Here is an 18872-nt window from a genome sequence, read left to right on the forward strand (position 1 = left end):
ACAACTCACTGTGGATGGCTCAAAACATCATGATAAAACTAGAAGGAAAGGAGGAATTCATGATCACTGCCAAAATTCTCGCTTTTGCCGGGAGTGCTCGCCAAGATTCTGTCAACAAAAAACTGGTGAAAATTGCCGTTGAAGGAGCTAAAGCCGCAGGTGCAGAAGTGACCTACTTGGATTTCCGCGATCTGCCCTTACCGCTCTATGATGGGGATTTGGAGGAGGCTGAGGGACTGCCAGAGAATGCCCTCAAGCTCAAGGCCCTAATGAAAGCGCATCAGGGATTCCTCATTGCCTGCCCAGAATACAACAGTTCGATCACCCCACTGCTGAAAAATGCGATTCTCCTGACGGAGAGGCTACGCCAACGATTGGGCATCGCGTCCTGAACCGGACGAACCTTCATTGGTGTGTTTCAAAGAAAAGGTTGCGGTGTTAATGAGTGCTTCCCCTGGAACTTTGGGAGGCTTACGAGGATTAACTCATGTCCGTTCCATTCTTGGCAACATTGGGGTTCTGGTGTTGCCAGATCAGCAGGCAATTGGGAACGCTTATCAAGCGTTTGATGAGAATGGCAATTTGAAGGATGAAGCCCAACAGACAAGTATCTTGCAACTTGGCAGCAAACTCGCAACGGTGAGTGTCAAACTCAATCTCCCTGTCTAAACAAAGTAGAGCATTTCAACTAGTGAAAAAGTTTGACCCGTAGATTTCAACAACATTGGAGAACAATTATGACTCAAGCAAAGCATCCTGCTGATCCAACTCCTCCAACCCTGGAAGGGAAACTGGCTCTGTTACGGAAATTAAGGGATGAATTGGGCAGCGGTGATACCATTCGTCGTCTCTTTTTTGGGGACCTGGAACCCATTGCCCTTCAACCCGGAGGAGCGAATACCGTGGTTCATCTTTACAACAAAGCCAATGATGTCACGATTGCCTATTGTACTTCCTACGATGTCTTTCTGGCTGCCCGTCCGGGACGAGTTACCGAGTTTGACCCGGCTGAGATCAAATAAGCGACTAAGCTGACCGGATGCAAAATTTTGGGTTCTGTCGCAAGAATCGTTGAGCACGATGATCTCAGGCAGAAAGTGCGCCACTTGAAGCGGGTAGAAACAGCCATCTCAGTTGAGAACAACTCACTGCGGATGGCTCAAAACTCAACAACCATGTTCTTTAAATTATCAGAGGTGTTGTCATGAAAATTGTTGTCATTGGTGGCAGTGGGCTGATTGGTAAAAAGCTTGTCAGCAAGCTACAGAAGCTCGGGCATGAGGTGGTGGCAGCATCCCCTTCTTCAGGTGTCAACGCTGTTACAGGTGAGGGACTGGCTGAGGTGTTAGTGGGTGCTCAAGTTGTTGTCGATGTGACGAATTCACCCTCCTTTGAGGATGCGGCGGTGTTAGAGTTCTTCCTTGAGTCATCCCGGAACCTACTTGCAGCGGAGGCAGACGCGGGTGTGGGTCATCACATTGCAGTATCAATCGTCGGTGCCGATCGCATCCCGGATAGCGGCTATATGCGTGCGAAAGTCGCTCAGGAAAAGTTGATCCAGTCCGCAGCAATACCCTATACAATTGTTCGCGCTACGCAGTTCTTTGAGTTCATCGAGACGATCATCGCTCAATTCCCCACCGATGGGCAAACGGTTCGCTTGCCCTCTGCCTTTATCCAGCCCATCCTGTCGGAGGACGTTGCTGACGCGCTGGTCGATATCACACTGGGAGCGCCAGTAAACGGCATTATCGATTTAGCTGGTCCAGAGCGGTTCCGTTTCGAGGAAATCATCCGCCAATTCCTGAGTGCAACTCACGACTCACGTCAGGTGGTTGTAGACAGTCACGCCCGTTACTTTGGTGCAGCGTTGAACGATCAGCTCGTTCCGCAGGGCAACTCGCTCATCGGCTCGACCCGTTTCGAGGACTGGCTCAACCGCTCTATCGCTTAAAGATCAGCAATGAGAATTCAATGCTGACATAGGTTGAGTTGAGGACACAAAGCCCAACATCCCGCAACTGCGTTCGCGCGTGCAAAGCTCAACTCAACGTACACATGTCTAATCCGCTCACTGCTTGATTCAGCATGAGGCCACATCAGGCGGATTTATATCCACCAGTTTGTATTCACCCAAGGAGAACGGAAGTGTTTACTAGATTTTTCGGCTTTGTTGCATTCATAACTCTCTCCATATTCATAGCGCTCTCCATATTCGCAACTCTCCCCGTATTCGCAGCTTCAGCCAATGATTTATCTGCTGATACGTCTAATGATACGTCTAAGGTAACGCTGGTCTTTGATCACGCCCTTCCCAACGTGCCTGGAAAGAGTGTCAAAGGCTTGCTGGTCGAATATGCGCTGCTATGGCTCAACACCCGCACATATCCATGCAGCCTCCGCTTTTGTCTATGCAACAGTGCTCTCGGGTGCAATTCGTAGCAAAGTCAATGACGAAAAAGAGCAGGTGTATCACGCTGGTGAGAACTTTTTTGAAGTACCTGGCGATCATCATCGTGTCAGCGCAAATGCCAGTGATACTCAACCCATGCGTATGCTAGCCGTCTTTGTCGTCGATACCAATGAAGATAACCTGACTACACCCGACAGGTGAGACGCACGCATTGCACACAAAGATTTTTATAAACACCCTCTAAGACCACACTGCTGAAAAACAGTGTGGCTTGGTTAGTTATAGTGATTTTAAAAGTTAAGAAATTAAATCATCGATAAGTTTTGATGCGTCACTGTTTTTTAGTGACTTGCGTAAGCTAAAAAACCAGATTCCAGGATTCCGGATTCCACTCAAATATTTTTTCTTGCGATTGGCGCAACCCACTCCCCCAAACCGGGATTGGGCTGTCTTTGCACTGTCCAGGTTGCGATCGCCGAAGGGGCACCTGGGAAAGGCAATCGCGATTCGGGACAGTGCGCAGTGCGCGATTGCCTCTGGCACTGTGCTTTGCGCGATCGCTCTCCAAATTCCTCTGAGAAAATCCCCGTAATATGGTAAAATAAACAAAACAAAGCGCCCCTGTCTGGAAAACTAGGCGCTTTTGTTTGAAAAATCATATTTCTTAAAGCCATGATAACAGAAAACATCACGGATGCGATCGCCTGCCCAAAATTTTCTGGCATTTCTGGTGAAATCGACGAGAGATTTCTCAGAGTGAAAGAGTGGTACGAGTTTATTAACGAGCAACAATTAAAGTTTGGGCAGTACCTCGCTGAGCTAAAAGCAGAAACAAAGCGCCAGTATGTAAGGGGACTAGAGAGCGTAGGACTGGTAAAAACTCAGTTGAATAAGTTCATCAAAGCTGCTGAGATTGCCGATAATCTCCCCAGTAAGTTGTCCCCAAAACTTGGTTTATATGTCTTGCTCCAACTTGGACAAAAGCGAAATGGGGACGCCGTCGAACACTTGACTGAGAACGACACCCAGTTATCCGCTGCTCAAAAAATTAAACAGCACCAAAAGCCACCACAGCCAAAGATGCCCAAGCCTGTGATGGGATGGGAGAGGAATCGGGAAGGCTCGCGCACTCTTGTATTACGCCTCACGGATGGAGATACGGCACTGGCTATCGAAAGCGGCTACAAAAAATCAGGCTTACCGCTCCCCTTGTATCTATCTAATCTCATCCAGCGCCATGAGGATTTATCCCAAAGCTGGCAGGGGGCACAGGAGGAATTAGCACAATATATGGATACTCAAAGCGAAGAAATTCAATCGCTGCTCAGCCAAATCAGGGAAGCCAATGAACTCATCAACAGGCTTCCCAATCCAAAAGACGCAACTGAAATAATGATGCTGCGGACTGCGAGGGAAGAAAGGGAGAAAGCAGAAGAGATACTGGGCGCTCTGTATTTTTAGCAGCTAAAAAGCGATTGGCTGAGTCCAGAGGACACGCTGAGCGCAAAGCGCACGCTCCGCGAACGCGAACGCCACTGCCCCGAATCGCAATCGCCTACCGCACTGCCCAAGGGGCAATTGCCTCTGGCACTGCGCTCTCTTGCATCGCCCTCTCATATCATGTCCGACTAATTAGTTATGATTCCCACGTTAACTGCACCCCACACGCCAGTCGCCTGCTGTGGGGAAAGCCGTCATTCGCGCTGGCTCCCCTTTATCCCCTCCCCCTTCGGGTATGCCTTCGGCACGCTACGCGAACGCCAGTCGCCTACGGCGGGAAACCCGCCTGCAGCGCTGGACTCACCGCTTGCGGGGAGGGGACGTGATAGCGTTTGCGCAGCGTCCCTCTTAGGGACTAGCGTGGTCGTACCCACTGGCGCAGCTTTACGGGGGCTAGGGGTCCCCCTGGGGTTGGGGGAGGGGGTTCTTAGGTAATGATAAGTATTTAACCGGACTTGATATCATTTCTTCTTAGAATCCCCAATCACAAAACCTGATAACTGATAACTGATAACTGTTGACTGTTTAAATGGTAGATGTAATTTTTTCTTAAACAAACGGCAAAGACATTATAGAAACTGTATCAAATCTTGACGTAATCTTCGTAATCTTGCTATGCCACCAGACTACTCCGGTCAAAATCTCCGTGGGCGCTCCTTTAGAAATCAAAACCTTGAAGGGGCAAATTTTAGCTATGCAGATATCCGAAGCGCTGATTTTACTGGTGCAAAACTCATAAGTGCAAACTTCAGTCATGCCAAAGCGGGATTGCAAAAGCGGTGGGCGGCGTTCTTAGTGCTTGTTTCTTGGTTAATTGCTGGATTGGCAGGGCTTTTATCGGCTTTTGTTGGAGCAATAATAAGTTTAGTATTTGACAGTTCAAATTCAAGCAATCAACTTTCAGCTTGGACTGCCTTAATAGCAGTCATTGTTGTCTTTGTAATTATAATTCGCCAAGGGTTAAATTCAGCCTTCGCCGGAGCCTTTGCCTTCGCCGGAGCCGGAGCCTTGGTATTACTCAGTATTTATATCAGTTGGCGATCGCTCAAAGGAGATGAAAAGTATGCCGTTATTCGCAAAATGGCTGTTGCTTTTGCTGCTTTTCGTGGTACAAGTTTTCGCAATTCAGACTTAAGGAATGCTAATTTTACAGGATCCACGCTCAAAAATACAGATTTTAGAAAAGCTATTCTGACGCGTACTTGTTTCCACAAAACCAAAAAACTTGACTTTGCTCGTCCTGGTGAAACCTATCTTCAGAAAGCACAAGTACCAGGAGTGCTGATGACAGGACAGGGACAGGATAAAATTTTTGACCGCCAAGACTTGCGCGGGGTCAATTTTAAAGGAGCTAACTTGGTAGATGCCAGTTTTATTGCTGCAAACTTAAGTGAAGCTAATTTACAAGATGCTGATTTATCGAGAGCTAAGCTAGTACAAAGACTGGGGATCACCCGCAATAGTGGGTGAGGTCAGGAAGCCCCTAGTGTAGCGAAGCGAAACTAGGGGTACTTCACGTATCGACACTACCGAAGTTGGAGCCGGAGACACTCTAGAGCTAGTGAGTCGGGATGATAACAACATCACTGTTGCCGATATCACTCAACTTTATGTTCGTAAGCAGGACAATCCAGAATTACTTCATCACGCAGCTCACAGCCAAGCATATCAGGTCTAACTACTTCACTTCCTGCTGCTTTCCTGCAATGCGAATGATTAAATCGCGTTTTAACTCAAAGAACTTGAGTGGTCTAAATTGGGCGATCGCAGAAGAATGAAGTTAATCGAGGTGGGCAGCAAGCTCACCAATCTAAAGGAGAACAAGATGAGTAGCAATCACGTAAACGGTCAAAACATGAAACTCGAAGTTGTGGTATTGCCCGTTTCCGATGTCGATCAGTCCAAGGACTTCTATAAAACGTTGGGGTGGCGGCTGGATGCTGACTTCGTTACCAGTGAGGACTTCCGAGTGGTGCAGTTGACTCCTCCCGGATCGGAAGCCTCAATCATCTTCGGTAAAGGAATTACATCAGCCGCGCCGGGTTCAGTTCAAGGTCTGTACCTCATAGTTTACGACATCTCGGCCGCCCGCGCCGAACTCGCCGAGCGGGGTGTCGAGGTGAGTGAGGTGTTCCACGACATCGGAGGGATCTTCCCCCACGCTGGAACCGAGGGACGCTTAGCTGGTCCCGATCCGAAACGCCGAGATTATGCCTCATATGCCTCGTTCAGTGATCCAGACGGCAACGGTTGGGTGCTCCAAGAAGTGAAGACGCGGGCTCCCGGACGGTAACAGGACATCAATCGCTTAAGGATCAAAAGGAGCCAAAAGTAACAGGTTTTTCGCTCCTTTTGATACTCACCATCAGTGCAGCAGTTATGCACTAACCAAAAGAGTTAAAGCCAACAAACTAGACAACATCTAAAACGAGGATACAAGATGAAAACGCAGAAAGTATGGTTCATTACCGGAGCCTCCAGGGGCTTTGGGTTGGAAATTGCCAGAGCCGCCCTAAGAGCGGGCGACCAGGTAGTAGCGACGGTTCGCAGTCAGCCCGCACAGCTCGTCGCTACGCTGCACAACCACCCGGATCTGTACGTTGTGCAGATGGATGTCACCCAGGAAGACCAGGTACAAGCGGCTGTCAAGCAAGGCATTGCCCGTTTCGGCCGGGTTGATGTCTTAGTCAATAATGCCGGGTTTGGCATGGTCAGTGCAATTGAAGAAGCCACGGATGCCGAAGTCCGCAAACAGTATGATACCAACGTGTTTGGGTTACTGAACGTGACTCGTGCGGTGTTGCCGTACCTGCGCCAGCAAAAGTCCGGGCGGATCATCAATATCTCGTCGCTGTTCGGCTACGATGCGATTCCGGGTTGGGGATTGTACGGGTCCACTAAGTTTGCGGTCGAAGGTCTCTCGAAAGGGTTAGCGGTCGAACTGGCACCCCTCGGCATCTATGTCACAGCGGTGGCTCCGGGTCTTTTTAGTACTGACTTCCTGAGCGCTGAATCCTATGTTGCCGCTAAAACCATTATCGACGATTACCAGGAAACGGTAGGATCGATGCGTAGCGGAGCCTCGGCGCTACACGGGCACCAACCCGGTGATCCGAAAAAATTTGCGGCTGTGATTATTCAACTCGCCAATACAGAACGTCCGCCGCTGCATTTGCCTGTCGGGAAGGACACGATCGACCTGTACCGGAGCAACGCCGCGAAAATGGCACAGGAAATCGAAGCATGGCTGCCAGTTGCTACCAGTACCAACCATGACCACCGTGTAATGGCTTCGACTATAACCTGACCCTAACTCTAACCGTCGAATGATTTGCATTGATTTGACACTTCAACAAATAAAAAGTCACTGGACATCAACGTCAATCAATCCAGGGAATGCCCCCTATGTCCAAAGAAATTAAACAAAGCTGCCGACGCTTTCTGAGAACGGTTGGGGTAAGCATTGTTTTCTTCGCAACTATAAACCTTGCCCCTCTTCTCTTCCCCGCAGGAACCATCATACACACGGCTTCTAAGGACTTAACCACCATGACCGACTACACTCCGTTCGCTACCAGTGCCTCTGCCCAGAGCGCCAGGGATATTATCGGACCATCCCCGTTGATCGAGATCAAAAACGAAGCACCGCCCAAGCTAATTGTTGATCGGCCGCTTCCCAAACCACTGGCTCAGGGTCGCGTCTTCATCCAGTATCGGGCGGAGAATCTGCGCGTGTTGCCAGTGTTCGGCGAAGGTGCTCTCCAAGTATCGCCACGCATCGGTCATGTCCACATCACCGTTGACGACGCGCCGTGGCATTTTGCCGATACCAGTGGTCAAACGATCATCCTGGTTGGACTGGAACCTGGTTCACACAAGGTGTTGATCGAACTAGCCGATCCCACGCACAAAGTCATTACCAGCGAAAAGGTGACGTTCACGGTGCCCAATCTTGAGCGATGATAAGTTGAGATGATTTATGTCTTACGCACTATGGTTAATACCATAAAATTAAAATTTTGGCGTAAGTTCTATGACTGAAAACAGACTGCAATTGCACTGTGCCGTTCAATATATTCGGCCCCTCGTTCCACCAACCCCTCAAACGCATAAAGGAGTTTTACGATGAGCATTGAACAGAAAGTTGCTGTTATTACCGGCGCGTCGCAGGGCATCGGCGCTGCCCTTGTCAAGGCGTACCGCGATCGCAACTATCGGGTAATCGCAACCTCACGCTCGATCGAGCCGTCGGACGATGATGCAATTCTCGCAGTGCCGGGCGACATCGTTGATCGAAAAACCGCCGAGCGTGCTATTTCCGAAGGCGTGGCTCGGTTCGGGCGCATCGACACGCTCATCAATAACGCTGGCATTTTCATCGCCAAGCCATTTACCGAATACACCGAGGCTGACTATGAGGTGTACCTGGGCACCAACGTCACTGGCTTCTTTCACATGACGCAACTCGCCATCGCCGAGATGGAGAAACAGGGCAGCGGTCATATCGTGCAGATTTCGACGAGCCTGGTTGACAACCCGATCGCTGGCTTACCCTCCGTGCTCGCGTCACTGACAAAGGGCGGACTGAATGCCGCGACTAAATCACTGGCGATCGAGTATGCCAGGCGCGGTATCCGGGTGAATGCGATCGCGCTGGGTACCATCAAGACGCCAATGCATCCCGCCGAGACCCATGCACAGCTCGATGCCCTGCACCCGATCGGTCATATGGGCGAGATCTCCGACGTCGTCGATGCGGTTCTCTACCTTGAGTCAGCCAACTTTGTAACGGGCGAAATCCTCCATGTCGATGGTGGTCAGAGTGCGGGGCACTGACACCGCCTTGCAATCAGAAAAATCGCTCTGACGCTCCCAAGCAAGATTGCGCGATCGTGCAACCTGCTGATAAAGGAACACACATCATGACTCAACTCGAAAAAGGCATGATCTACGAATTACGCATTTATCACTCCATGCCGGACGACTACCAGCGCTGCTCGCGCGCTTCCAGAACCACACGTTACGGATTTGGGAAAAGCATGGCATCCGCCAGGCTGGATTCTGGACAACGTTAATCGGTCAGAGCAATCAGCGGCTTACCTACATGCTTGCCTGGGACAGCATGGCTGAGCGGGAGGAGCGCTGGGTGCATTCCTCGCCGACCCCGAGTGGATCGCGATTAGCACCGAAACCGAGAAGGACGGTCAACTTGTGCAGAACATCAGCAGCGAGTTGCTGGCACCGACCGCCTTTTCCGGGCGTGAAGTGAGCGGTGAGGCGAGCGACGGAACTCGAACCTATACCATCCGGCAATGCAGACTCCTTACCGTCACAACTGAACAATACGGACAGACAACACGTAACCCCAGTGAATTCAGCATCAGTTTATAAACGTAATTTAGGCAAAACCTCAAGATGCTGCAAACCATTTCTCAAATCAGCGCTAACGATCATGCTCATAAGGCGGTGATAGAAACGGACAAGAAGCAACCTGAGTTAATTCGATTTTGAAAGCGAGGTAGGCGCGATGAAGACGAATTTTGAGAACAAGTCCTTTGAGGATGAACGTGAGAACTATCAACGTGACACTGATAGCCGCGATATTTTCGCCGAGCGTGTCCGCAGCAACCAGCGCAAGCTTACCTCTGAGTTAAGGCACCAGTACGATTTTATTGTTTGCGGATCTGGATCTTCTGGCTCGGTGGTTGCCCGCAGACTGGCCGAGAATCCCGATGTCAGCGTTCTGCTGCTTGAAGCTGGAGGCAGCGATGATATACTAAGTGTCATGGAAGCGAATCAATGGCCGATGAACCTTGGAACCGATCGGGACTGGAGCTTCCAGGGCCAGCCGAATCTACATGTGAACGGTCGTTCGATTCCGTTCTCTATGGGCAAGGTACTCGGCGGTGGATCGAGCATCAACGTCATGGTTTGGGCACGCGGACACAAGCATGATTGGGATCTCTTCGCATCCGTTGCCAACGATCCTGCCTGGAGTTATGAATCCGTCTTGAAGATTTATCGCCGCCTGGAAGATTGGCATGGCGTACCAGATCCGATGTATCGCGGAACGGGAGGGCCGGTATTTGTCCAGCCCGCGCCGGTTCCAAACCCGATCGCACCCGCAACGGTCGAAGCAGCGCGGGTGGTGGGTATTCCTACTTTTGAAAATCCGAACGGACGCATGATGGAAGCAGCGAAGGGCGCTTCTATCAGCGATGTGCGAGTCCGCAATGGCAAACGCGAATCGATATTCCGCTCCTACGTTTTTCCTTATATGGATCGACCAAACCTGACGGTTCTCAGTCATGCACTGGTCACACGGCTGACGTTCCAGGGCAAGCGGGTCACTGGCGTGGAGATTGCTTATGGTGACGCGATCTATCGCATTGGTGCGGCAGTCGAAGTCGTGCTGTCGCTCGGTGCAATCCATACGCCGAAAGTGCTGATGCAATCTGGTATCGGTGATGAGTCCGAGTTGCGACGATTTGGAATTCCTGTCGTGCAGCACCTTCCCGGTGTGGGGCAAAATTTTCAAGACCACGTTGCATTTGATTGTGTCTGGGAATATGAAACCGCTCTCGAACCAAGAAACAACTTGTCCGAGGCAATCTTTTTCTCGACCAGCCAGTCCGGGCTTGACAGTCCAGACTTATTTGTCTGTCAGGCCGAGGTGCCAAAATCTAGTGCCGAGAATGCCGTCCGGTTTGGGCTGCCTGGTGCAGGCTGGACGTTATTTGGGGCGATCGCGAACCCCAAAAGTCGAGGTCGTCTCCGCCTAACGGGAGCCTCACCATTCGACCCGATTCTGATTGATGCAAAGACGCTGTCTGACGCGGATGATCTCAAAACCGCGATCGCCTGCGTAGAACTCTGTCGCGAAGTCGGTAACTCCGCTCCGCTTCGTCCGTTTGTCAAGCGTGAAGTCATGCCAGGTAATTTGAAAGGGGCCGAACTCGAACGCTTTATTCGAGATGCTGCGACAAGTTTCTGGCACGAAACCTGCACCGCGAAGATGGGTCGAGATTCTATGTCGGTGGTGGATAGCAACCTGAGAGTGTATGGAATCGACAATCTCCGGATTGCTGATGGATCGATTATGCCGCGAATAACGACCGGTAACACGATGGCTCCCTGCGTGATCATCGGGGAGCGGGCAGCGGAAATTCTACATCTCGAACACCAGCTGCAAACCACCGTAAAAACAAACTCAGTCGCCCAATAAAATCACCGCACTTTTCATTGGCGGACGCACATCTAAGTCGCGTGTTAACTCAAAGAACTTGAGTGGTGTGGATGGGGCGATCGCGGAAGAATGAAAAGTAACGAATCTGAACATCAAACTTACAACCAAAAGGAGAACAAGATGAGCAGCAATCAGGTAAACAGTCCAAACATGAAGCTCGAAGTTGTGTTATTCAACGTTTCCGACGTTGAGCGCGCGAAAGCATTCTACGAGAATCTCGGCTGGCGGTTCGACATCGACGTGGTGGAGGGCAACTTCCGCGGCATACAGATGACGCCGCCCAACTCGGACGCCTCGATCATCTTCGGCAAAGGAGTCACTCCAGCTAATTCTGGCTCCGCGCACAACCTGGTCCTCGCCGTAGACGACCTCGATGCCGCCCGCAAAAACTTGATCGATCGTGGTGTCAACGTGAGCGAGATCTTCCACTACGCCGGCGGCCCCTTTAACAACGCCGTGGAGAACCCGCGCGTCGGCGGGCGTGATCCGCAAGGTCGTTCCTACTTCTCATTTGCCTCGTTCGAGGATCCGGACGGGAACGTCTGGCTGCTCCAGGAAATCACAACGCGGCTTCCTGGTCGCCTGTGGGACTCGATGCCAGCACAAAACTTAGATGTTGCAACTCTTGCAGATCTTCTCCGCGAGACGGCAGAGCACCACGACCCCTACGAGAAGACTCACGCCGAGCATCACTGGTGGAACTGGTACGCACCCTATCTGAGTGCGCGTCAGAACGGCAGCAGTCCAGAAGAGGCAGCGGCCGCTGCTGATCGTTACATGGAGGAGGTTTTTCCTGTTCTTTCTAAATGATGCGGTCAGAATGACATCCGCCAGGGCGGGTTCTGGACGACCCCACAACTCGCCCCACTATCACAGCTGAGTCATGCGGACAGACAATACGCAACCTCAATTAAACCCGATTGGAGAAAGATCAATGTCTGAAAAAACGAACCAACAACGCCGCCGCTTTTTGGGCATTGCGACCATGACGATTGCGGCTACACAGCTAGGACAATTTGGTTCTGCGAACGCACAATCGAGCTAAACAAAACCAAAGGAGACCACCATGACTCAACCTGGAACCGCGCACACCGACACAAACGCAATCCGCCCCTCTGCCCAAAGGGCGAGGGACATCCGCGGTGCTTCACCGTACGTCGAGATCGAGAACGAGCCCGCACCCAAGCTGACTATGGAGGAAAAGCCGAGGACGCGTTCCACGTCATCATCCCGTCGATGCCCGGCTACGGCTTCTCCGGCAAGCCGACAAGCACCGGTTGGGGCGTCGAGCGCATGGCACGTGCCTGGAACGTGTTGATGAAGCGGCTGGGCTACACCCGCTACGTCGCCCTGGGCGGCGACTGGGGTGCGTTCGTCGTCGACCTGATGGGTGTGCAGGCGCCCGCGGGATTGCTCGCCATCTACACCAACTATCCTGGGACAGTTCCAGCCGACGTCGACAAGGCGCTCTTGGCCGGCGAACCACCTCCATCGGGTCTCTCAGCTGAGGAACGACGCGCCTACGAGCAGCTGGACAGAACGTTGAAGCAAAGAGTCGCCTACGCCAGATTTATGGCATCGCGCCCGCAAACGTTGTACGGCATTGCGGATTCGCCCGTCGGCCTGGCTGCCTGGCTTCTCGACCACGATGATGCTGGCGGACAGCCGGCCGCTGCGGTCGCCGTGGCTCTGAACCGAACCACGAGCGCCACGGGCGAACTGACGCGGGATGAGATTCTCGATAACATCACGCTCTATTGGCTGACGAACACGGGCGTCTCGGCGTCTCGGCTCTATTGGGAATACAAGGGTGGCTTTTGGAACGCTAAGGGCGTCTCTATTCCGGTGGCCGTGAGCGTCTTTCCCAGCGAGGCATATCAAGCTCCGCGGAGCTGAACCCAGCGGGCCTATCCCAATCTCATTTATTACAACCAGCTCGACAAAGGTGGCCACTTCGCGGCATCGGAGCAGCCAATGATTTTTGCTCAGGAACTGCGGGCGGCCTTCAAGTCCCTGCGGTCGTCCAAATGACAGCCTGGGCAATGACTTCGTCCGTGGAACCGCCAATCCCCCATCGTGACCAGCCAGCCGTTCGTTACTCAATTTCGGAACGGAAGCCGTTGAGACGGATAAGGTTATTTTTGACACTGCGAGCGCCTAAAGGCATGAGGATTCTTGCTTCATCCGTCCGGACTAGGCATTTAAATGCAAGCATTCAAAAAACCCCCGTTTGGATACTTCCACAAGCGCACACGGACTGCCCGACCGCGTTTGAAACGATTTATCAATAGCTGAGTGTCTCTTTCCTACAACAAGAGCACGAAGCTGAGCATTGTAGTTGGGGAGTACCCAATCTTGCCTCACGAGAGTCTTTTAGACTACGGGCAATACTAGAATCTCATGATGAGCGATGCGCTGTCAACCCTGGGAAAGCCGCCCTAGAAGTGCGGGGCTTTAAACCCAAATTTTTGGTAAGAAAGAAAATGACATCCTTTTGAAAGGAAAACACCATGAGCAAGATTATTAAAGCTGCCGCCGTGCAAATTAGCCCCGTGCTGTACAGCCGACAGGGTACCGTTGAGAAGGTCGTTAAGAAGATTCGTTCGCTGAGCCAACAAGGCGTTCAGTTCGCAACCTTCCCCGAGACTATCATTCCCTATTACCCCTACTTCTCCTATGTGCTAGCCCCGTTCGCGTTGGCAAAGGAACATCTGCGGTTGCTTGAAGAGTCGGTTACGGTGCCGTCTGCTGAAACCCGGGCGATCGCCGAAGCCGCGAAGGAAGCAAACATGGTCGTCTCGATCGGCATCAATGAGCGCGACGGCGGCTCGATCTACAATACGCAGCTTCTCTTCGACGCAGACGGTACGCTGATCCAGCGCCGCCGCAAGCTTACGCCGACTTATAACGAGCGGATACTCTGGGGCCAGGGTGACGGCTCGGGCCTGCGCGCCATCGATAGTGCCGTTGGGCGCATCGGACAACTTGCCTGCTGGGAGCATAACAATCCTTTGGCACGGTATGCGATGATCGCCGATGGTGAGCAAATCCACTCGGCGATGTATCCCGGATCGTTCGCCGGCCCGCTGTTCGCGGAGCAAGCGGAAATTAACGTCCGCCAGCACGCCCTTGAATCCGCCTGCTTTGTCGTCTGTGCGACCGCGTGGTTGGATGCCGATCAGCAGGCTCAGATCATGAAGGACACGGGTTGCGCGATCGGGCCGATTTCGGGTGGCTGCTTCACGGCCATCGTGAGTCCCGACGGCCGGATCATCGGTGAGCCGCTCAAAGCGGGCGAAGGCGAAGTGATTGCCGAGCTTAACTTTGCCCAGATCGACGCCCGCAAGCGGCTCATGGACGCCCGCGGTCATTACAGTCGCCCCGAACTACTCAGCCTGTTGATCGATCGGACACCCGCGTCGCCCGTCCACGAGCGCACCGCACACCCGAAGGCCGAGGCCATGCGTGCGGCTACCGATGAGGAGAGGGCCATCGAGGTTCTCTAATTCCACCGTACCTAGCTGAACGCAACTACAGGGAGGTCGGGACGTGCTCGAAAAAATCAATCATAATCGCCGCTACTTTTTAACAACCATGATTAAAACCATTGCTGCTACCCAGTTCGGCATCTTCGGCTGCACCAAACAGCATGCTACGTCGGCAACGGCTGAGTTACCGATTGAAGGTGAACTGCCTTCTCTTGTCGGCGTGATCGCGTGGCTCAATTCACAGCCATTAACAGTTGACGAACTGCGTGGAAAAGTCGTGCTGATCAACTTCTGGACTTATACCTGCATCAATTGGCTGCGCCAACTCCCTTATGTTCGCGCGTGGGCGGAGAAGTATAAGGATCAGGGACTAGTAGTAATTGGTATACATACGCCGGAGTTTGAATTCGAGAAGAATATCGATAATGTCCGCCGAGCCTCAACAGAAATGAAAATTGACTATCTGATCGCCGTGGACAACGATTATGCGGTGTGGCGTGCTTTCGGGAACCGTTATTGGCCAGCCCTTTATTTTGTAGACACGCAAGGACGCATTCGTCATCATCAATTCGGCGAAGGCGAGTACGAGCGATCGGAACGGGTAATTCAACAGCTCCTGTCTGAGTCCGGAACTGACCGTGTCGGTCAGGAAATGGTCGAAGTCGACGCTCGCGGTTTTGAGGCTGCCGCCGATTGGAACAGCCTGCAATCGCCTGAAAACTACCTTGGTTACGAAAGAACAGAGAATTTTGCGTCTCCCGGCGCGGTGTTAAACAAGCGTCGTTTATATACCGCCCCCGCGCAATTTCAACGTAATCAATGGGCACTTTCGGGCGATTGGACAATCGGAAAACAAGCCATTGTACTGAACAAGTCCGGCGGGCGAATCGCGTGCCGCTTCCACGCCCGCGACCTTCATCTCGTCATGGGACCGACCGCGCCAGGAACATCCGTACGGTTTCGCGTGTTCGTAGACGGGCAGCCAGCAGTCGCGGCTCGCGGACTTGACATCGATGGGCGAGGCGAAGGCACAGTTACCGAACAGCGGTTGTACCAACTGGTTCGACAGCCGCAGCCCATCAGTGATCGACAGTTTGAGATCGAGTTTCTGGATGCCGGGGTGGAGGCGTTTGCGTTCACGTTCGGTTGATCACGCAAACAGATACGCCTTCGCAACGAGCGACAAGATCGGTAAAATCCGGTACGAGTAGCGGAACCTGACCGCACCGAACAGCGAGGAGCGAGACGTTGTTCTCGTCGCTGGTACCCCCGAAACTCCGAACGCCTCCCACTCTATCTAAATGCAATTAAAAGGTAAATGATATGACGACGAAATCCACACATGACAGCCCAATCCTCGTAACCGGAGCGGCCGGCGATATTGGTGCTATCGGCCGCCACCTCACCGCAATGCTGCTTGCCAAGGGGCATAAGGTGCGCGCCTTGGTCCGGCGGGAGGATGAACGCTCTGAAGGTCTGCGCCAGCTCGGTGCCGAGGTCGTGCAGGGCGACTTGACCGATCTTGCCTCGATGCACCGCGCGATCGAAGGTGTTGCGCGCATCTATTTCGGAATGTCGGTCTCGGCGGCTTATCTCGAAGCCACGGTCAACGTCGCTGCTGTGGCGCGCCACCACGGGGTCGAGGCCTTCGTGAATATGTCGCAGATGACGGTGACGCAGATGAGCATCACCGAGACCACCCCGAGCCCGCAGCACAAGCTGCACTGGCTTGCGGAAGAGGCATTGGCGTGGTCGGGGCTGCCGGTCGTGACGGTGCGGCCGACGGTCTTCCTCGAGAGCTTCTTCCTGCGTCTCGCCGCTGCTGGCGTCCGGGATAGCGACGAACTGGCGCTGCCGCTAGGTAACGGCAAGACCTCGCCGATTTCGGCTGTTGATGTGGCGCACGCTGTTTCCGTGATCCTCTCAGACCCTGGCTCGCACATTGGTCATGTTTACAATCTGACCGGATTTGAGTCGGCCGATCTGGATCACTATGCGCGCGCGTTTTCCGAGGCACTCGGTCGAACGATCCGCTATCGTAACGTGCCGCTCTCCGGGTGGGTTAATACGCTTCGTAAGTTTGGGGTGCCGACGCACCTCGTCAACCACGTGGCGGTGATGGCCGAACTTCACGCGCAGGGGCGGTATGACCGCATGACAGATGACTTGTTTAAGCTCACCGGCAAGACCCCGACGAGCATGTACGACTTCGTGAAATTGCACGCCGCTGAATTCACGCGGAGTGAAGCCACGGCTTGAAGGGCAGGTCGCTCGTAGTGCCAAGGACTTGGCTGGGCTGTCCTCGTCTAGGGCGGCCCAGCCGAATATGCCCTGTCGGTCGTCAACAAAGGAGCTGGCGGCGCATATCGCCTCTGAAACAGATAGCCGATTCAGTTAAAGCAAGTTGAGTTAAACCTAATCGGAAAAAGATCAATGTCTGAAAAAATCAACCGTCAGCGCCGCCGCTTTTTGGGCATTGCGGCTATGACCATTGCGACTACACAGCTAGGTCGATTCGGTTCTACGAACGCCCAATCGAGCAAAACAGAACCAGCAGTTTTGTCCATGATGAAGTCGGGGACAAACACGTCGTTCGGCTCACTGAGGCAGATCGATGCTGGTGTCTTGAATGTTGGATACGCTAAAGCGGGTCCCGCGAATGGTCGTCCGGTAATCCTCCTGCATGGATGGCCCTACGACATTCACAGCTATGTCGATGTCACTCCTTTGTTGGCGTCGGCGGGGTACCGGGTGATCATCCCGTATCTGCGCGGCTATGGCATGACGCGCTTTCTTTCGAGCGAGACGTTCCGGAATGGGCAGCAGTCGGCGATCGCTGTCGATATCATCGCTTTGATGGATGCGCTCAGGATCGAGAAGGCGATCCTTGCTGGTTATGATTGGGGGGCGCGAACAGCCAACATTATCGCGGCACTCTGGCCGGAGCGCTGCAAGGCGCTCGTCTCCGTGAGTGGTTATTTGATCGGCAGCCCTGAAGCCAACAAGACACCGCTGCCGCCGAAGGCCGAACTCCAATGGTGGTACCAGTTTTATTTCGCGACTGAACGCGGGCGTGCGGGCTATGAAAAATACCGCCGCGATTTCAACAGGCTAATCTGGCAGCTCGCGTCGCCGAAATGGAACTTCGACGACGCGACGTTCGACCGAAGCGCGGCCTCCTTCGATAACCCGGATCACGTCCAAATCGTCATCCACAACTACCGCTGGCGGCTCGGCCTAGCCAAAGGCGAGTCGAAGTATGACGAGATTGAGAAGCGGCTCGCCGCAGCCCCCGTGATCACCGTGCCTACCATCACTCTTGAAGGTGATGCCAACGGTGCGCCGCACCCGGACGCCAGTACCTACGCCAAGAAATTCTCGGGCAGATACGCACACCGGGTCATCAACGGCGGCGTCGGGCACAACCTGCCTCAGGAAGCGCCGCGGGAGTTTGCCAAGGCCGTCGTCGAAGTTGACGGTTACTGATCGTGTTTAGCCTGAGTTATGAAACGGACAATTTGCAGTAAAGAGAAAACACGATGACCAAACTGAAAAAAGTACATTACAAAACCAAAGCCCGCACCGCAGGTGCCTTCGTCCTGCTCTCGCGACTCCTCGTCGCGCTCTTTGCGGCAACGATGTTTCTGGCACCGCCCGCTCGCGTGTTTGCGCAGCAATCTGCCCAGACCGGCGCACAAACCCAGGTCGCGGCCAAGGCGAGCGCTACCAAAGACAACACAATCCGCCCCTTCCGCGTCCACGTCCCGCAAGAGGCGATCGTCGATCTCCGCAGGCGCATCGCGGCGACGCGTTGGCCCGACCAGGAGACAGTTACCGACCAGTCGCAGGGCGTGCAACTGGCGACAATGAAGGAGCTCGTCCGTTACTGGGGAACTAAATACGACTGGCGGAAAGCCGAGGCGAAGCTGAATGCCTTACCGCAGTTCGTAACGAACATCGACGGTCTGGACATTCACTTTATCCACGTCCGCTCCAAAAATCCTAACGCTTTGCCGTTGATCATCACGCACGGATGGCCCGGATCGGTATTTGAACAGCTAAAGATCATCGGCCCGCTGACCGACCCGACGGCCTACGGGGCGCCGGAGGACGCCTTCGACCTGGTCATCCCGTCGATGCCCGGCTACGGCTTCTCCGGCAAGCCGACGGGCACCGGCTGGAATCCTGACCACATCGCCGCGCCTCTGGGCGGAGCTGATGAAGC

24 protein-coding genes are annotated in these 18872 nt (G+C 53.2%); 22 read left to right on the forward strand and 2 right to left on the reverse strand.

From position 1 onward, the window contains the following. The first annotated feature begins 14 nt into the window (after positions 1–14). The 5 genes from V5G28_RS12580 to V5G28_RS12600 all read left to right on the forward strand — a co-directional run bounded on the left by V5G28_RS12580 (position 15) and on the right by V5G28_RS12600 (position 2614). The gene (locus V5G28_RS12580) at positions 15–392 is read left to right on the forward strand and encodes an NADPH-dependent FMN reductase (protein ID WP_332989261.1); all 378 of its coding nucleotides are present in this window, start codon (positions 15–17) and stop codon (positions 390–392) included. A 19-nt stretch (positions 393–411) separates the two neighbouring features. Next, a complete protein-coding gene (locus V5G28_RS12585) occupies positions 412–669 on the forward strand; it encodes an NADPH-dependent FMN reductase (protein ID WP_332989301.1) in 258 nt (85 codons plus the stop codon). A gap of 68 nt (positions 670–737) precedes the next feature. Continuing rightward, positions 738–1022, forward strand: a complete 285-nt coding sequence (locus tag V5G28_RS12590; protein ID WP_073636524.1) for a hypothetical protein — start codon at positions 738–740, stop codon at positions 1020–1022. Positions 1023–1204: 182 nt separating this feature from the next. Beyond that, positions 1205–1954: an SDR family oxidoreductase gene (locus V5G28_RS12595; protein ID WP_332989265.1), complete on the forward strand. Its 750-nt coding sequence runs from the start codon at positions 1205–1207 to the stop codon at positions 1952–1954. A gap of 378 nt (positions 1955–2332) precedes the next feature. Next, positions 2333–2614, forward strand: a complete 282-nt coding sequence (locus V5G28_RS12600) for a cupin domain-containing protein (RefSeq protein ID WP_332989266.1) — start codon at positions 2333–2335, stop codon at positions 2612–2614. 191 nt (positions 2615–2805) lie between these two features. Here V5G28_RS12600 and V5G28_RS12605 read toward each other — a convergent pair whose 3' ends face one another. Beyond that, positions 2806–3072 carry a hypothetical protein gene (locus V5G28_RS12605; protein WP_332989269.1) on the reverse strand — a complete coding sequence of 89 codons (267 nt, stop codon included), beginning with the start codon at positions 3070–3072 and terminating at the stop codon, positions 2806–2808. A gap of 13 nt (positions 3073–3085) precedes the next feature. Here V5G28_RS12605 and V5G28_RS12610 point away from each other — a divergent pair, with 13 nt between their 5' ends. The 10 genes from V5G28_RS12610 (at position 3086) to V5G28_RS12650 (ending at position 11138) form a co-directional block, all read left to right on the forward strand. Continuing rightward, entirely contained in the window at positions 3086–3874 is a 789-nt protein-coding gene (locus V5G28_RS12610; protein ID WP_332989271.1) for a hypothetical protein, read from the forward strand. 14 nt (positions 3875–3888) lie between these two features. Continuing rightward, a complete protein-coding gene (locus V5G28_RS12615) occupies positions 3889–4239 on the forward strand; it encodes a hypothetical protein (protein ID WP_336230500.1) in 351 nt (116 codons plus the stop codon). Positions 4240–4528: 289 nt separating this feature from the next. Continuing rightward, a complete protein-coding gene (locus tag V5G28_RS12620) occupies positions 4529–5383 on the forward strand; it encodes a pentapeptide repeat-containing protein (protein WP_332989273.1) in 855 nt (284 codons plus the stop codon). A 304-nt stretch (positions 5384–5687) separates the two neighbouring features. Then, positions 5688–6206 carry a VOC family protein gene (locus V5G28_RS12625; RefSeq protein ID WP_332989275.1) on the forward strand — a complete coding sequence of 173 codons (519 nt, stop codon included), beginning with the start codon at positions 5688–5690 and terminating at the stop codon, positions 6204–6206. Between the two features lie 147 nt (positions 6207–6353). Next, the gene (locus V5G28_RS12630; protein ID WP_332989277.1) at positions 6354–7220 is read left to right on the forward strand and encodes an oxidoreductase; all 867 of its coding nucleotides are present in this window, start codon (positions 6354–6356) and stop codon (positions 7218–7220) included. Between the two features lie 98 nt (positions 7221–7318). Continuing rightward, entirely contained in the window at positions 7319–7876 is a 558-nt protein-coding gene (locus V5G28_RS12635; RefSeq protein WP_336230501.1) for a DUF6130 family protein, read from the forward strand. Positions 7877–8038: 162 nt separating this feature from the next. Continuing rightward, complete coding sequence (locus tag V5G28_RS12640) at positions 8039–8749, forward strand: SDR family NAD(P)-dependent oxidoreductase (protein WP_336230502.1); 711 nt, start codon at positions 8039–8041, stop codon at positions 8747–8749. Between the two features lie 86 nt (positions 8750–8835). After that, positions 8836–8988 carry a hypothetical protein gene (locus tag V5G28_RS12645; protein WP_336230503.1) on the forward strand — a complete coding sequence of 51 codons (153 nt, stop codon included), beginning with the start codon at positions 8836–8838 and terminating at the stop codon, positions 8986–8988. Next, complete coding sequence (locus tag V5G28_RS36695; protein WP_442994258.1) at positions 8940–9182, forward strand: NIPSNAP family protein; 243 nt, start codon at positions 8940–8942, stop codon at positions 9180–9182. Before V5G28_RS12645 ends, V5G28_RS36695 begins: the two co-directional genes overlap by 49 nt. Positions 9183–9440: 258 nt before the next feature. Then, positions 9441–11138, forward strand: a complete 1698-nt coding sequence (locus V5G28_RS12650; RefSeq protein ID WP_332989287.1) for a GMC family oxidoreductase — start codon at positions 9441–9443, stop codon at positions 11136–11138. Here V5G28_RS12650 and V5G28_RS12655 read toward each other — a convergent pair. After that, positions 11124–11252: a hypothetical protein gene (locus V5G28_RS12655; RefSeq protein ID WP_332989289.1), complete on the reverse strand. Its 129-nt coding sequence runs from the start codon at positions 11250–11252 to the stop codon at positions 11124–11126. The genes V5G28_RS12650 and V5G28_RS12655 overlap by 15 nt on opposite strands. A gap of 27 nt (positions 11253–11279) precedes the next feature. Here V5G28_RS12655 and V5G28_RS12660 point away from each other — a divergent pair, with 27 nt between their 5' ends. The 7 genes from V5G28_RS12660 to V5G28_RS12690 form a co-directional block, all read left to right on the forward strand. Next, on the forward strand, positions 11280–11969 hold the full coding sequence (locus tag V5G28_RS12660) for a VOC family protein (RefSeq protein WP_332989291.1): 690 nt from the start codon (positions 11280–11282) through the stop codon (positions 11967–11969). A gap of 225 nt (positions 11970–12194) precedes the next feature. Continuing rightward, positions 12195–13055 carry an alpha/beta fold hydrolase gene (locus tag V5G28_RS12665; protein WP_332989303.1) on the forward strand — a complete coding sequence of 287 codons (861 nt, stop codon included), beginning with the start codon at positions 12195–12197 and terminating at the stop codon, positions 13053–13055. Between the two features lie 614 nt (positions 13056–13669). Beyond that, positions 13670–14665, forward strand: a complete 996-nt coding sequence (locus V5G28_RS12670; protein WP_332989292.1) for a nitrilase-related carbon-nitrogen hydrolase — start codon at positions 13670–13672, stop codon at positions 14663–14665. A 43-nt stretch (positions 14666–14708) separates the two neighbouring features. Next, on the forward strand, positions 14709–15797 hold the full coding sequence (locus tag V5G28_RS12675; protein ID WP_332989293.1) for a thioredoxin family protein: 1089 nt from the start codon (positions 14709–14711) through the stop codon (positions 15795–15797). A gap of 173 nt (positions 15798–15970) precedes the next feature. Beyond that, positions 15971–16906, forward strand: coding sequence for an NmrA family NAD(P)-binding protein (locus tag V5G28_RS12680; protein ID WP_332989295.1), 936 nt, complete (start codon positions 15971–15973; stop codon positions 16904–16906). A 174-nt stretch (positions 16907–17080) separates the two neighbouring features. Continuing rightward, positions 17081–18133, forward strand: a complete 1053-nt coding sequence (locus tag V5G28_RS12685) for an alpha/beta fold hydrolase (protein WP_332989297.1) — start codon at positions 17081–17083, stop codon at positions 18131–18133. A 53-nt stretch (positions 18134–18186) separates the two neighbouring features. Beyond that, a partial coding sequence (locus V5G28_RS12690) for an epoxide hydrolase family protein (RefSeq protein WP_336230505.1) occupies positions 18187–18872 on the forward strand: 686 nt, incomplete at its 3' end.

Source organism: Scytonema sp. PRP1 (assembly GCF_036697665.2).
GTDB classification, from domain to species: domain Bacteria; phylum Cyanobacteriota; class Cyanobacteriia; order Cyanobacteriales; family Nostocaceae; genus Kalymmatonema; species Kalymmatonema gypsitolerans.